13 protein-coding genes are annotated in these 13,950 nt (G+C 66.0%); 8 read left to right on the top strand and 5 right to left on the bottom strand.

What is annotated here, in order from left to right; genetic code table 11:
* Window positions 1-99 precede the first annotated feature (99 nt).
* Window positions 100-774 (top strand): GntR family transcriptional regulator, encoded by a 675-nt coding sequence (locus tag XdyCFBP7245_RS06555; protein WP_104614928.1) that lies wholly within the window; start codon window positions 100-102, stop codon window positions 772-774.
* 156 nt (window positions 775-930) lie between these two features.
* Here XdyCFBP7245_RS06555 and XdyCFBP7245_RS06550 read toward each other — a convergent pair whose 3' ends face one another.
* From XdyCFBP7245_RS06550 to ubiH, 5 genes are all read right to left on the bottom strand, one after another.
* A complete protein-coding gene (locus XdyCFBP7245_RS06550; RefSeq protein ID WP_244907777.1) occupies window positions 931-1,878 on the bottom strand; it encodes a SphA family protein in 948 nt (315 codons plus the stop codon).
* Between the two features lie 202 nt (window positions 1,879-2,080).
* The gene (locus XdyCFBP7245_RS06545; protein ID WP_104614926.1) at window positions 2,081-2,512 is read right to left on the bottom strand and encodes a nuclear transport factor 2 family protein; all 432 of its coding nucleotides are present in this window, start codon (window positions 2,510-2,512) and stop codon (window positions 2,081-2,083) included.
* Between the two features lie 108 nt (window positions 2,513-2,620).
* On the bottom strand, window positions 2,621-3,337 hold the full coding sequence (locus XdyCFBP7245_RS06540; RefSeq protein WP_104614925.1) for an alpha/beta fold hydrolase: 717 nt from the start codon (window positions 3,335-3,337) through the stop codon (window positions 2,621-2,623).
* A gap of 126 nt (window positions 3,338-3,463) precedes the next feature.
* Window positions 3,464-4,645: a UbiH/UbiF family hydroxylase gene (locus XdyCFBP7245_RS06535; protein ID WP_104614924.1), complete on the bottom strand. Its 1,182-nt coding sequence runs from the start codon at window positions 4,643-4,645 to the stop codon at window positions 3,464-3,466.
* Entirely contained in the window at window positions 4,642-5,850 is a 1,209-nt protein-coding gene (ubiH, locus tag XdyCFBP7245_RS06530) for a 2-octaprenyl-6-methoxyphenyl hydroxylase (RefSeq protein ID WP_104614923.1), read from the bottom strand. The genes XdyCFBP7245_RS06535 and ubiH overlap by 4 nt, the downstream gene beginning before the upstream one ends.
* A gap of 177 nt (window positions 5,851-6,027) precedes the next feature.
* On the opposite strand from ubiH, the gene XdyCFBP7245_RS06525 reads away from it, so the two are divergent.
* The 7 genes from XdyCFBP7245_RS06525 to rsmA all read left to right on the top strand — a co-directional run bounded on the left by XdyCFBP7245_RS06525 (window position 6,028) and on the right by rsmA (window position 13,940).
* Complete coding sequence (locus tag XdyCFBP7245_RS06525) at window positions 6,028-6,606, top strand: hypothetical protein (RefSeq protein WP_055851139.1); 579 nt, start codon at window positions 6,028-6,030, stop codon at window positions 6,604-6,606.
* A 3-nt stretch (window positions 6,607-6,609) separates the two neighbouring features.
* Entirely contained in the window at window positions 6,610-7,167 is a 558-nt protein-coding gene (locus XdyCFBP7245_RS06520; RefSeq protein WP_104614922.1) for a cob(I)yrinic acid a,c-diamide adenosyltransferase, read from the top strand.
* A gap of 38 nt (window positions 7,168-7,205) precedes the next feature.
* The gene (locus XdyCFBP7245_RS06515) at window positions 7,206-8,114 is read left to right on the top strand and encodes a histone deacetylase family protein (RefSeq protein ID WP_104614921.1); all 909 of its coding nucleotides are present in this window, start codon (window positions 7,206-7,208) and stop codon (window positions 8,112-8,114) included.
* 127 nt (window positions 8,115-8,241) lie between these two features.
* On the top strand, window positions 8,242-10,674 hold the full coding sequence (gene lptD / locus XdyCFBP7245_RS06510; RefSeq protein WP_104614920.1) for an LPS-assembly protein LptD: 2,433 nt from the start codon (window positions 8,242-8,244) through the stop codon (window positions 10,672-10,674).
* A complete protein-coding gene (locus tag XdyCFBP7245_RS06505; RefSeq protein WP_104614919.1) occupies window positions 10,671-12,062 on the top strand; it encodes a peptidylprolyl isomerase in 1,392 nt (463 codons plus the stop codon). Before lptD ends, XdyCFBP7245_RS06505 begins: the two co-directional genes overlap by 4 nt.
* Window positions 12,063-12,066: 4 nt before the next feature.
* Window positions 12,067-13,038: a 4-hydroxythreonine-4-phosphate dehydrogenase PdxA gene (gene pdxA / locus XdyCFBP7245_RS06500; protein ID WP_170068549.1), complete on the top strand. Its 972-nt coding sequence runs from the start codon at window positions 12,067-12,069 to the stop codon at window positions 13,036-13,038.
* Between the two features lie 113 nt (window positions 13,039-13,151).
* Entirely contained in the window at window positions 13,152-13,940 is a 789-nt protein-coding gene (rsmA, locus tag XdyCFBP7245_RS06495; protein ID WP_104614918.1) for a 16S rRNA (adenine(1518)-N(6)/adenine(1519)-N(6))-dimethyltransferase RsmA, read from the top strand.
* Window positions 13,941-13,950 lie beyond the last annotated feature (10 nt).

Below are 13,950 nucleotides of genomic sequence, written 5' to 3'. Positions count from 1 at the left end.
CCAAATTGCCATCAAGCGATCTCATCCGCAAGGTTTTTATACAAGTAATTGCTAGTTTTCCCCTTCGAAGGAACGTGCGCTGCGGTACGGCGCGAGAGAATGGAGCCAATGGCGAACAACCACCGATTGCAAGCGGTCCAGCAGCTACGCGAATTGATCCTGTGCGGCACCTTCGCCCCGGGCGAGCGCATCACCGAGGCAGCCCTGGCCGAGCGCCTGGCCATTTCGCGCACGCCCATCCGCCAGGCGTTGCCGGCGTTATGCCAGGAGGGCCTGCTGGTGCAGGTCGGTAACCGGGGCTATGCGGTCCGCCGTTTCAGCCAGCAGGAAAGCCTGGATGCGCTGGCGGTACGCGCGCTGATGGAGGGCATGGCGGCGCGCACCGTGGCCGAACAGGGCGCGTCGGCCACATTGCTCTCCACCCTGCACGATTGTCTGTGCGAAGGCGACCGGCTGTTTGCCAAGCGCAGCCTCGATGTCGGCGATGAGCAGACCTACGGCGCGATCAATGCCCGCTTCCATCGCGCCATCGTGTTGGCGGCCAACAAACCGATCCTCACCGAGACGGTGGACCGCTGCACGTTGGTACCGTTCGTCAGCCCGGTCAACGTGGTGTTCGGCCAGCGCTCGCCCACCCTGGCCTATGACGATCTCTATTACGGCCACCGCCAGCATGGCGCGATCGTCGCCGCCATCGAACAACGCGATGGCGCACGCGCGGAATTGCTGTTCCGCGAACATGCCAATACGCAGCGGCATAGCATGGGGCTGTGAGTCGCCGCCGGTCCTCGCAGCACCGGCGCCGCGATTGTGGCGGGCACTCCATTGGCTGGCCCCACCGCGCCTGCCGCCCTTGCGGAGCAACAGGCATGGTGCATGCACGCAAACGGTTGGCGACTGCACGGACCGCGTGCCAGCCAGCTCGGCGCGCTATAGCGAATGCACGAACATCAGGTTGAAGGTGTTTCCGGCCACCGAGTTCTTGACCTCGACCGGCAGGTAGACATTGAAATTGAGCACGTTCTTCGCGTCCAACCGCCACGAGAGCCCTGGCCCCATGTAGAACTGTGTGCGTTTGCTGTCGGGCACGCGCTGGCCATTGGTCCGGTTGTCTTGCAGCTGCCGTAGGTAGAAGCCGTTGACACCGACCCGCAGCTGCTCGGTCAGCTTGACCGAGCTGGCAAAATTCAGCCACGCCAGATCGCCTGCCTGGCCGTTGCGGAACTGGAAGCCGGGAATTGGCGGCACCCCACCGGCACGGTCGGTGCGGAAGTTGTACATGTAATGCAGCCGCATGCTGACCTCCCAGTTATCGGTGGGCTGTACCGTGAATGCCCAATGCGGCGAGAACGACCAGTAGCCGGTGCTCTGGTTGATCGCGATATCGCGATCGAACTTGCCCACCGGTGCAAATGCCACCAGTGCGAAGCGCTGAAACAGCAGGATCCGGTCGTTGCGCATCACCGGCGGCATCTGCAACGCCGCCCCGACCGCGATATCGCCAATGCCGAATCCGTTGTCGCTCAACCGCACCGGGCTGTCGGCGGCAAACGCGGCATTCTGGTTGACCAGCGGCACGATGGCATCGACGGCAATCGTGCCGCCCAACCATTTGTAGGGCGTTACGTAGATGAGCTGGGTCAGCGCTGCCGAGCTGCTGATCTTCGGATCACGAAACGCCGGCGAATCGTTGCCTTGCGCATCCAGCACGGCATTCAGATGCGCATGGCGCAGATATTCGACCACCGTCCAGCCGGGTTGGGTGGAGCCAAAACCGTCGAAAAAGCTGGTGCCCCCCAGATTGATGCCTTGCGGCACCGGAACCGTGTCAGGCACGGCCTGTGCGAAGGCCGCCGCTGGCGCCAGCGCAGCCAGCAGCAGAGTCAAGCTGCCGGCGCGCAGGCGATGCGACCGGGGCGATGAGCGACGGCGACCAACAGACGAACATGCGCGTTCCACTAGGCGATTCTCCAACGAAGATGGGCGATTGAGGCAACGCGACTTGGGGGAGAGCAGTGTCGAGATGTCGCCTGCAATGGCCGGCGGCATCGTTGAACAGGCAGGCAGCGATCACTCTCGGTCAGTGCGCCTCGACGCGCAGCAGCAATGCGCCGAGGCGTTGCTTGAACAGCCATTGGTTGTCCTGGTGCACCAGCACATCGTCGAAGGTGCCGATCAGTGCAGGCGCCTGCGCCGTCCAGGGAACAGACGCATCGGTCTGCGGTGCGCTGTAGAGCAGCACATGGCTATGCGCATGGGCCAGCGTGCTCGATTGGACGCTGACCAGGGTATTGAGCATCAAATGACAGGTGTTGCGTGGCGCGCGAGCGCGGAAGGCCTCCAAGATCGCGTCGCGTCCATGCACGGGCACGTCCGGCGCGCTCGGTCGTGCAAAGACGCCGTCGGCAGTGAACAGGGCAGCCAACGCCTGGTGCTCATGGCGGTCGTTATGCAGGGCAAACCGACGAATCAATTGTTCGCACGCAACGATGATCGAAATGTCTGCAGACACGCAGCAGCCTCCCTTGGCGGTGGAATGACACAACTAAAGCGCTGGCGATGTTTCAGCGCAGGGCAATGACCGAGACGACCGAACTGCCGCCGCCTGCGATACGGGCGATCACGTGCTCAGCCACTCGCGCAGCGCGGTGCTGACTGCAGCCGGTGCTTCCACCGGCGCCATATGCCCGCAATCTTCGAATACGACCAGACGCGCCTGCGGAATCTGCCGCGCCATGTCCTGATGCCGTGCCAGCGGGCTCCAGGCATCCTGGCGCCCGACCCCCAACAAGGTGGGGCAGCGAATCTGCGCAAGCACCGGCGCGGCATCCGGGCGCTGCAGCAAGGCGTTGACCTGGCCAGCGAAACTCTGCGCGCTTTGCCGCTGCACCATCGCGCTGAGGTCTTGCATCAAACCTGCATCGGCGCTGCGTGCGGGGTGCAGCATCGGTGGCAACCAGGCCAGTGCCAGCGCCTGCATGCCTTGCGTCTGCGCCAGATCCACCAGCGCCTGGCGTTCCTCGCGTTCGCCGTCGCGACGCGGCGCAATGCCGGTATCGAGCAGTGCCAGCTGCGTCACCCGCTCGGGCGCCTGACGCATGATGTCCAGCGCAACCCGCCCACCCATCGAATGCCCGGCCAACGCAAACTGTGGCGGTGCGCCAGCCAGCACGTGGGCCGCCATCTGCGCGATGCTGTCGAACCCGGGAAAATCCAGCACCTGCACATCGGCCAGATCCGCCAGCGCGTCGCGCTGCGGTTGCCAGATAGCGGCGTCGCAGAGCAGGCCGCAGAGCAGCAGCAAGGTGGGTCTGGAGGTGTGCGAAACGGAAGTCATGGCGCGACTGTAGCCACGCCGGCCGCGTGCGTCGTATGGAAGATGCGGCCTGCGCTATAAGCTCAAAGACATAGAACGTCAGCTATGCCGGCCAGCCACAGCGCAGGCCGGCAGACGCGAGATGGCTTACGCGCCGCCGGAGGCGCGTTGCCACAGCACATCGACCAGCGGCGGCAACCTGCCGGCGAGGCCAAGCGCGGCACCGCGCAACAGGGTCAGGTGCATCTCGTCGTTGGAAAACACGTTGTTGATCGCATCGAAACCGTAGGCGGCCACGGTATTTTCGCTGCGGCGGGTGCGCGCCCAGCGCTGCAGCCGGTGCGGCGCGGCCCAGTCCGCACGTTTGGCCAGCGCGGCGCGCACTTCCGCGCGAAGTGCAGCGACATCGCGCAAGCCCAGGTTGACGCCCTGCCCCGCCAACGGATGCACCACATGCGCCGCATCGCCCAGGGTCAACACGCGGCCACTGACGTACTGCTCCACCAATTGCCGTTGCAGCGGGAACGCAGTGCGTGCGGAAGTGACACGTACCGCGCCCAGGCGCGCAGCAAAGGCCTGGGTCAGCTCGCGCGAAAACGCCGTATCGTCCAGTTCCAGCACGCGCTCGGCCTCGCGATCGGGCAAGGTCCAGACAATCGAACTGCGGCCTTCGGCAAACGGCAGGAACGCCAGCGGCCCGGTGGTCAGAAAGCGCTGCCAGGCCGTGGCCTGGTGCGGTTGTTCGGTCTCCACGAATGCAACCACGCCGCGTTGTGCGTAGGCGTGCCGCGACACCGGCAGGCCGGTCAAGTCGCGCAAGGTAGACGACGCGCCATCGGCGGCGATGGCAATGGCCGCTTCCAGCCGGCTGCCATCGTCCAGCCGCAGGCGCACGCTGTTGGCGTCCTGCTCCAGTTCGGCCACACGCGCCGGGCAATGCACTTCGATCCCCGCGCTGTGCACGGCCGCCCACAGGCGATCGACCAGCAGCGCATGTTCGACGATCCAGCCGAGTTGTTCGCGGCCCAGGGTGTCGGCGTCGAAACGCAGCTCGCCGCCACCGCCGGCATCCCAGACCCGCATGCGCCGATACGGCTGCACGCGCCCGGCGCGCACGCTGGCCCACACGCCAAGACTGTCGAGCAGCGCGGCGTTGTCGGCGGCGAAGGCATAGACACGCAGGTCGGGCTGATCGGCATGCCAGCGCGCGGGCTCGCGCCCTTCCACCAGCGCAACGCTCAAACCAGCGTCGGCCAGCGCCAGCGCGCAGGCGGCGCCGACCACGCCACCGCCGACGATCACCGCATCGCGCGTACCGCGGCGGCTCATGCGATCCCCCGGCACAGCTGCGGCACATCGCCACGGAACCCCATCGCCCCGCCGACCAGCATCGATTGCAGCGGCGCGGCCTGCGAGGTCGCGAGCAATCCCAGGCTGCGCAGCGGCCGCAGCAAGGGTGCCGGATTGCCGGTCAGCCGCGCCAGCCCGCTGGAGAAGCCGATCGTCTGCTCGCGGTCCACGCGTCGACGCGCCACATAGTCGGCCAGCAGCGCGCCGGCTCCGGCATCGCTGCGATCGTGTTCGATCAGCTCTGCCAAGGTGAGCGCGTCGCGCAATCCCAGATTGAAGCCCTGCGCGCCGATGGGGTGCAGCGTCTGCGCGGCATTGCCGAGCAGCACCACGCGCTCGGCGATCAGGTTATTGGCCAGCACCTGCACCAGCGGGTATGCGCTGCGTTCGCCGCTGGCGATAAAGCGCCCGGCGCGCCAGCCGGCCGCGCGCTGCAGCAGGGCCAGCCAGCGGGCCTCGTCGAGCGCGGCGACCATCTCGGCCTCAGCGCGTGCCACGCAGTGGATCGCGCCGTAATGGCGGTCGCCCCGCGGCAACAGCGCGGTCGGCCCGTGCTCGCCGAAGCGCTCCCACGCGGTGCCGTCCGGCGGCCGGGAGGCGCGCACACGCGCCACAAACAAGGTCTGCAGGAAATCGTGCGTGTCGGTCTCGATATGCAGCAGTTCGCGCACTGCGCTGTGGCTGCCATCGGCACCGACCACCAGCCTGGCGCGGACACGCTGCTCGCCGTCGTCGGTCGCCAGCCGTAGCGTGCGCACGCCATCCTGCACCGGTTCCACGCCGATGCAGCGCGCCGGACGATACCGGCGCAGCTGCGTCAATTCGTCCAGGCGTGCCTGCAAGGCGTCGCCGAAGTCGCGAGCCACCACCACGTGCCCGAAGCTGTCGCGCCCGTAGTCGGCGGCGTCCAGCTGCACGCGTCCGAAATCGCCGGCGCGGCTGACGTGGATGCGCCGGATCGGTCCGGGTGGGCTGCGCAACTTGGCCATCACGCCCAGCACGCCCAAGGCGTTGACGGTGGCGGCGGCGAAACTCAGATTGCGTTGATCGAACACGGCCGGCGGCGTGCCGGCTGGCGTGGCTTCCACCAGCCCGACATCCAGGCCGAGGCGGTCCAGCGCAATCGCCAGGCTGGAGCCGACCAGGCCGCCGCCAACGATCAAAACGTCATGTGGATGTGTCATTCCCCCATGATAAGCCCTCGCCAGCAGCGCATCGTGCGCGCCGGATGAGACACGTTGACGCGTCCAGCCGGTCTGCCGTTGTCATGCCGGCCGATGCCGGGCGCAGGCCAGGCAGTGGCGCGGGCACGCCAGGTTCCACGCTACACTCCCGCACCTGTAATCCGGCAACCCCCGCGCATGACTTCTCGCTCGCACGACACCCTGATTTTGAGCCTGCTTGCCGTCCTGATGGCGGCCACACGAATCAATCACTTCGCGCCGGTCCCGGACGCGTCCTGGGCGGTGTTCTTCATCGGCGGGTTTCATCTGGCTGCGCGCAGCAAACTGGCGTTCCCGCTGCTGATGGGCCTGGCGGTCGCGGTGGACTGGCTGGTCATCACCCAGCAGGGCATGAGCTTCTGGCAGCACTACTGTGTGTCGCCGGCGTACTGGTGCCTGATCCCGGCGTACTTCGCGCTGTGGGCCGGTGGTGTATGGCTGCGCCGGCACTATCACGGGGCACAATGGACTGCGCTGGTCGCGCTGGTGCCTGCCCTGCTCATCGCCGTGGCGCTGTGTCAGCTGATCGCCCAGGGCAGCTTTTACTGGATCAGCGCCAGCGTGAGCGAACCCACCCTCGCCGGCTGGTTCAAGAACTACAGCGACTGGCTCTGGCCGTACCTGCGCAGCGCCGCGCTGTACGTCGCGGCCGCAGCCGTCATCCAGGTGGTTGCCGAGCGCCTGGCTGCGCCCCATCGCCAGCGTCAGGCCGGCTGAGTCATGGGCAGCCGGCTTTCACGTATCTATACGCGCACCGGCGACGACGGCAGCACCGGATTGGGCGATGGCAGCCGGACCGGCAAGGATGCCTTGCGCGTCAACGCCTACGGCATCGTGGACGAGGCCAATTCGGCGCTCGGCGTGCTGCTGGCCGCGCCCGGCGTGCCCACTGCGATTGCCGAGCTGCTGACCACCGTGCAGCACCAGCTGTTCGACCTGGGCGGCGAGCTCTGCATCCCCGGCCATGCTGCGATCGAGGCGGCCGACATCCAGGCCCTGGAACGCCACCTGGACCACTTCAACGACAGCTTGCCGCCGCTGCAGGAGTTCATCCTGCCGGCCGGTGGCGAAGCGGCCGCGCGCTGCCACCTGGCCCGCACCATCGTGCGCCGGGCCGAGCGCGAGACCGTGGCGCTGTCGCGCCAGGAAGCAGTGCGCAGCGAGGCGATCGGCTATCTCAATCGACTGTCGGACCTGCTGTTCGTGCTGGCGCGCGTGCTGGCACGCGTGGATGGCCAGCAGGAAGTGCTGTGGCGGCACGACCGCCGGCGCGGCTGACCATGTGCGCGGCACGGCAAAAAGGCTAACGTCATCTCATGCTGGTCTTCACCCATCCCGCCTGTCTCGGTCACGACGCCGGCCCTGAACACCCCGAAAGCCCTGCCCGCCTGGAGGCGGTCGTCGACGCCCTACGCGCGGCCTTTCCGGACCTGGACTGGCGCGAGGCGCCGCTTGCCAAGCTGGGCGACCTGTGCCGCGTGCACGAGCGCGAACAGGTGGACGCGGTGCTGGAGACCGCGTTCGAAGGCTATCGCCAACTGGATGTGGACACCCGCATGGTACCGGCCTCGCGCGCGGCTGCCCTGCGCGCCGCCGGCGCCGGCATCGCCGCCGTGGACGCGGTGATGCAGGACCTCACCCGCACCGCCTTTTGCGCCGTCCGCCCGCCCGGCCATCACGCCACCGCGCAGGTGTCGATGGGGTTCTGCCTGTTCAACAACATCGCCGTGGCCGCCGCTCATGCACGCGACCGGCATGGCCTGGAGCGCATCACCATCGTCGATTTCGACGTGCACCACGGCAACGGCACCCAGGCGATCTTCGAACGCGACCCGGCCGTGCAGTATCTGAGCACGCATCAGTCCGGGCTCTACCCGCACTCGGGCAGCGTCCATGAGCGCGGCGTCGGCAATATCCACAATCTGTTGCTGCCGCCCGGCAGCGATGGCTTGCGCTTCCGCAACGTGTGGGAAGACGAGATGCTGCCGCTGATCGACGCCTTCCGCCCGCAGCTGATCCTGATTTCGGCCGGCTTCGACGCGCATCTGCGCGATCCGCTGGCCGATCTGATGCTGGACGACGATGATTTCGCCTGGCTGACCGGCGCGCTACGTACCCTGGCCGAGCGGCATGGGCGGGGTCGGGTGGTGTCCATGCTGGAGGGCGGTTACGACCTGCAGGCCTTGCGCGAAAGCAGTGTTGCCCACGTCGCCGCCCTGCGCTGACCTCTAGCAGAATGCCGGTCGCGCCACGGTTTGCGATGAACCTCGTCCTCTTCACGCTGGCGCTCTTCATTGCCCCTATGCGGGGTATGCGGCAAGCTAGTCGCCATTTTACTGGTTGAATCCACGCGTGCGCCGAGTTCTCCGCCTGCTGCCCCTGCCCTTGAGCATCGCCATCTGCCTTCCGGCCATGGCTGCCGACAAGCCGTTGAATTGGGGACTGTGCCCGGCCGTGGACCCGTTGCCTGGTTTCGAGGGCGCCCCTGCCGCCGACGCCAAGGCCGCCGAAATGCGCCAGCAGCTGCCGACCGACATCGAGGGCGACCAGCTGTCCGGCACTAGCACCACTCCGCAGTACCAGGGCAACGTGGCGCTCAAGCGCGGCGACCAGTTCCTGGGCGCGGATAACCTACGCATGGATACCGAGACCGGCAATTACATCGCCGAGGGCAATGTCCGCTACCAGGACACCTCCTTCCGCATGGTCGCCGACCGCGCCGAGGGCAATCAGGACACCGACGCCCACAAGGTCTCCAACATCCAGTATCAGATGGTGGACCGCCGCGGCAATGGCGTGGCGGAATCGGTGGACCTGCAAGGCCAGGTCGGCCAGATGCATCGTTCGACCTACACCACCTGCGATCCCTCGCAGCCGATCTGGCGGGTGCGCGCGCCCGAAATCGACGTCGACAACGAAGAAGGCTTCGGTACCGCGCGTAACGCCGTGCTGCAGATCGGCAAGGTGCCGGTGCTGTACTTCCCGTGGTTCAAGTTCCCGATCGACGACCGTCGCCAGACCGGCCTGCTGTTTCCGCAGTTCGGCCTGTCCGGGCGTAACGGTTTCGACTACCTGCAGCCGATCTACCTGAATCTGGCGCCCAATTACGACGCCACCTTGTTGCCGCGCTACATGAGCAAACGCGGTTTCATGTTCGGCACCGAGTTCCGCTATCTGTACGACGGCGGTCGCGGCGAAATCACCGGCAACTACCTACCCAACGACAAGTTGCGCGAGAAGGACCGTGGCAGCGTTTTCTATAGCGGCTACCACAACGTCAACAGCCATTGGCAGGCGCGCAGCAGCATTTCCTGGGTCAGCGACACCCGCTATGTGGAAGACTTCACCAGCCGTCTGAACGGCATGGGCTCGGCGTCCAGCCTGCAGAGCACCATCGGCATCTACGGCACCGGCGAAACCTGGACCGCCGGCCTGATGGCCGACCGCTGGCAGCTGACCGACTACACCCTGGACGAGCAGGCGTTGCCCTACAACCGGCAGCCGCGTGCGTATTTCACCTGGGAAAAGCCGTTCGGCATTTTTGAGGCGGGTGTGTATGCCGAGGCGGTGCGTTTTACGCATGACGACTCTTATCTGGTTAGACCCCCGTTAAATGGGGGCAATACTGGCAATGACGACGATGATGATTACGTCCGCACCAATATCCGCAACAGGGAATATGGCAGCGGCTCGCGGCTGGACGTCAAACCCTATATCTCGATGCCGTTGTCGGGTGCAGCCTGGTTCGTAACGCCAACGGTGGCCTGGCGTTACACCGCCTACCAACTGGATTCGACGCTGGCCAATACCCCGCCGTTGACCGGCAATCGCACGCCCACGCGCAGCCTGCCGATCGCTTCGCTGGACGCCGGCCTGTACTTCGACCGGGAAACCTCGCTGTTCGGCACCAATTATCTCAATACGCTGGAACCGCGCATGTACTACTTGTACGTGCCCTACCGCGACCAGGACGACCTGCCGGTCTTCGACACCCGTCCGTTCACCTTCAGCTACGGCCAGCTGTTCCGCGACACCCGCTATACCGGCGCAGACCGCCAGAACGATGCCAACCAGTTGACCCTGGCGGTCACCTCGCGCTGGCTGCGCCAGGACGACGGGCGCGAGAAGCTGTCGCTGAGCGCCGGCCAGATCCTGTACTTCAACGACTCGCTGGTCACCATCAACAACAGCACCAACTCCGCGGCAGGCAGCGAACAGCCCATTGAGCAGGGCAAGTCCGCCTGGGTGGCCGATGCCAACTACATGATCAACGATCGCTGGTCGATGGGCGCCACGTATCAGTGGAACCCGAACTCGCGTAAGGAAGACCTGGCCAGCCTGCGCACCCGCTATCTACTGGGCAACGACGGCATCATCAATCTGGCCTACCGCTACCGTCGTAACCTGATCGACGACAGCGACCAGCTCAAGCAGGCCGACTTCTCGTTCCTGTATCCGATCAATCCCACCTGGAGTGCGGTCGGTCGCTACTACTACTCGCTGCTGGACCGTAAACCGCTGGAGATCATCGGCGGCGTGCAGTGGGACAGCTGCTGCCTGGCGGTGCGCGCGCTGGTGCGCCGGTTCGTGCGCAACCGCGACGGCGAGATGGACAACTCCATCCAGTTCGAGTTCGTGCTCAAGGGCTTGAGTTCGTTTGGCCAGAACACGGACCGCACTTTGCGCCGTGCTATTCTCGGCTATTACCGCGACGACCTGTACCTGGTCCCGCCCAGCAACACCACGACCAATCCGGACGATTACGATCCGAACCTGATTCCATGACCAAGCCTTTCTCTGTTCTTCTTGCCTCGTTGCTGGTAATCACCAGCACGGTCTCGCCGGTGGCATCGGCGCAGCAATCCCAGCCGCTGGATCGTATCGCCGCTATCGTGGACGAAGACGTGGTGCTGCAGAGCGAGCTCGATCGCGCTGTGCGCAACGTCAAGTCGCAGTATGCCGGTCGCGAAAACCAGCTGCCGCCGGACGATGTCCTGCAGCGGCAGGTGCTCGAGCGCCTGGTCCTGGTCAAGTTGCAGGTCGGCCGTGCCGATGGCAGCGGCATCCGCGTCAGCGACGAGGAACTCAACCGCGCCATCGCCAGCATCGCCCAGCAGAACGGCACCACCGTGGATGGTCTGCGCCAGAAGCTGGCTGCCGACGGCATGGCTTACGGCGACTTCCGTGCTTCGGTGCGCGACGAAATCATCGTGCAGCGTCTGCGCCAGAGCTTTGCGCAGAGCCGCATCAGTGTGAGCGAAGGCGAAGTGGATACCGCGCTGGCCCAGCAGGCCACGACCGGTAGCCAGTATCACCTGGCGCATATCCTGGTGGGCCTGCCGGAAGGCGCGACCGCCGACCAGATCGCCACCGGTCAGAAGAAGGTCGATGGCGTCAAGGCATTGATCGACAAGGGCGAGCTGGATTTCTCTGCGGCGGCGGTGCGTTATTCCGATAGTCCGAACGCGCTGGAAGGCGGCGACCTGGGCTGGCGCAGCCTGGACGAAATCCCCAACGCATTTGCCCAGCTGATCCGCGACATGAAGCCTGGACAGGTCGCCGGCCCGCTGCGTGGCCCGAGCGGTTTCCAGCTGCTGAAACTGGTGGAAATGCGCGACGCCAATGCCGGGGGCGAAAAGAAGATGGTCACCGAGTACAACGCGCGCCATATCCTGGTCCGCATCGGCGACAACCAGACCGACGCGCAGGCTAAGGCCAAGATCGATACGCTGCGGGCACGCATCGCAGGCGGCGCCGATTTCCAGGCAACGGCCAAGGAGTCCTCAGAGGACACCAACAGCCGCGGCCAGGGTGGCGATCTGGGTTGGTTCCCGGCCGATGCGTTCGGCCCGGATTTCGGCAAGCAAGTCGAAGGCCTGGCTGACGGCGCAGTGTCCGAGCCGTTCCGCACGCAGGCCGGTTGGCATATCGTGCAGCGCGTCGGCAGCCGTCAGACCGACGTCAGTGCCGAAAACCAGCGTGCCCAGGTCCGTGAAACGATCGGCCGTCGCAAGCTGGAAGAGGAATACAACCGCTATCTGCAGGAACTGCGTGGCGAGGCGTATGTGAGCTACCGTACCGGCGATCGCGCCGACGGCAATGCCACCGCCGAGCCGACCAAGCCGGCAGAACCCGCAGCCCCGACCCCGCCGCCGGCACAGCCGGCGCGCTGAGTCGATGATGGTCCCGTCGCTCGCGCTGGTGCCAGGAGAGCCGGCCGGGATCGGGCCGGAGCTGTGCATCCGGCTCGCTCAACAACCGCGCTCCGATGCGCGGCTGGTCGCTTACGCAGATCCCGATACCCTCAACAGCGCCGCAAAGGCGCTGTCTTTGTCTGTGCGCCTGCTCGACCCCGATCAGCCGGCACGCATGCCCGGCGATCTGCCGCTGTTTCCGATTCGTCAGGCCGTCCCGACCCGCTTCGGCACTGCAGACCCCGCCAATGCAGCGGCCGTCATTGCAGGCCTGCGTACCGCTGCGGGCGACTGTCTTGCCGGCCGACGGCAAGGCATCGTGACCGGCCCGGTACACAAGGCAGTCATCAACGCCGGCGGGATCGCCTACACCGGCACCACCGAATTGCTGGCCGAACAGGCCGACTGCCCGGTGGTGATGATGCTGGCCAACAGCATCGTGCGCGTGGCGCTGGTGACCACGCACCTGCCGCTGCGTGCGGTGGCCGATGCGATCACCGCCGACGCGGTTGCGCGCTGTCTGCGCATCACCCACGCCGCGATGCGCCGCGACTTCGGCCTGGAGCACCCACGTATCGCCGTGCTCGGCCTCAATCCCCACGCAGGCGAAGAAGGCCACCTGGGCCGCGAAGAACTGGACATCATCATCCCGGTGCTGGAGCAGCTGCGCGGCGAAGGTATGCAGCTGATCGGCCCGTTGCCGGCGGACACCGCGTTCTTGCCGCAGAAACTGAGCGGCTTCGACGCAGTGGTGGCGATGTACCACGACCAGGGCCTGCCGGTGCTCAAGTACAGCGGTTTCGAGCAGGCGGTGAACATCACCCTGGGCCTGCCCTACCCGCGCGTGGCGGTGGATCACGGCACCGCGCTGGAACTGGCCGGACGCGGCATCGCCGATCCATCCAGTCTGATGGCGGCAGCCGCGTTGTGCGCGCGCTTGGCGGCACGCGGCTAAGCGCGTCGCACCTGCGCGATCGCCGCAGGTTATGAGCGACTTATCGGACTGTGACAGCCTGGACGCGCAGCACCGACACCGCGTGCAGCCGCCGGCTCCGTTAAACTGCGCGTATGAATTATTCCTTCAGCGCACCGGCCAAGAAGTCGCTTGGCCAGCACTTTCTTGCCGACCGGTATTACATCGACCGGATCGTCCAGGCGGTGGACCCGCGCGCCGGACAGCACCTGGTCGAAATCGGCCCCGGTCAGGGCGCGATCACCTTCCCGCTCCTACGCAAGCATGGCGCGTTGACGGTGATCGAGTTCGATCGCGACCTGATTGCACCGTTGACCGAGGCCGCCGCACCGATCGGAGAACTGAGCATCGTCCATCGCGACGTGCTCAGCGTGGATTTCACCGAACTGGCCAACGGCACGCCGATCCGGCTGGTCGGCAACCTGCCTTACAACATCTCCTCGCCGATCCTGTTCCATGCGCTGGACCATGCCGCTGCGGTGGCCGACATGCACTTCATGCTGCAGAAGGAAGTGGTCGACCGCATGGCCGCCGGTCCCGGCAGCAAGGTCTACGGCCGGCTCAGCGTGATGCTGCAGGCGTACTGCGAGGTCACCGCGCTGTTCGTGGTGCCGCCTGGCGCGTTCCGGCCGCCACCGAAGGTGGATTCGGCGGTGGTGCGGCTGGTGCCGCGCGACCCGGCAACGGTGATGATCAACGACCGCCGTCGCTTCGCCGATGTGGTGCGCGCCGGCTTCGGGCAGCGTCGCAAGACCCTGCGCAATGCCTTGTCCACCGTCTGCGAACCCGCACATTTCGAGGCAGCGGGCGTGCGTCCGGATGCCCGCGCCGAACAACTCGAGGTCGCCGATTTCATTCGGCTGGCCAATGTCGAGCTGGCTTGAGCGCCGTTCC

It is taken from the genome of Xanthomonas dyei, from assembly GCF_002939865.1.
GTDB classification, from domain to species: Bacteria; Pseudomonadota; Gammaproteobacteria; order Xanthomonadales; family Xanthomonadaceae; genus Xanthomonas; species Xanthomonas dyei.
This window is presented reverse-complemented; position numbering and strand designations above follow the sequence as displayed.

Bases quoted from the DNA above. Each gene is read 5' to 3' on its own strand.
- XdyCFBP7245_RS06555 (WP_104614928.1), top strand. From the start codon at position 100: ATGGAGCCAATGGCGAACAACCACCGATTGCAAGCGGTCCAGCAGCTA.
- XdyCFBP7245_RS06540 (WP_104614925.1), bottom strand. From the start codon at position 3,337: ATGACTTCCGTTTCGCACACCTCCAGACCCACCTTGCTGCTGCTCTGC.
- XdyCFBP7245_RS06535 (WP_104614924.1), bottom strand. From the start codon at position 4,645: ATGAGCCGCCGCGGTACGCGCGATGCGGTGATCGTCGGCGGTGGCGTG.
- ubiH (WP_104614923.1), bottom strand. From the start codon at position 5,850: ATGACACATCCACATGACGTTTTGATCGTTGGCGGCGGCCTGGTCGGC.
- XdyCFBP7245_RS06525 (WP_055851139.1), top strand. From the start codon at position 6,028: ATGACTTCTCGCTCGCACGACACCCTGATTTTGAGCCTGCTTGCCGTC.
- XdyCFBP7245_RS06520 (WP_104614922.1), top strand. From the start codon at position 6,610: ATGGGCAGCCGGCTTTCACGTATCTATACGCGCACCGGCGACGACGGC.
- XdyCFBP7245_RS06515 (WP_104614921.1), top strand. From the start codon at position 7,206: ATGCTGGTCTTCACCCATCCCGCCTGTCTCGGTCACGACGCCGGCCCT.
- XdyCFBP7245_RS06505 (WP_104614919.1), top strand. From the start codon at position 10,671: ATGACCAAGCCTTTCTCTGTTCTTCTTGCCTCGTTGCTGGTAATCACC.
- pdxA (WP_170068549.1), top strand. From the start codon at position 12,067: ATGATGGTCCCGTCGCTCGCGCTGGTGCCAGGAGAGCCGGCCGGGATC.
- rsmA (WP_104614918.1), top strand. From the start codon at position 13,152: ATGAATTATTCCTTCAGCGCACCGGCCAAGAAGTCGCTTGGCCAGCAC.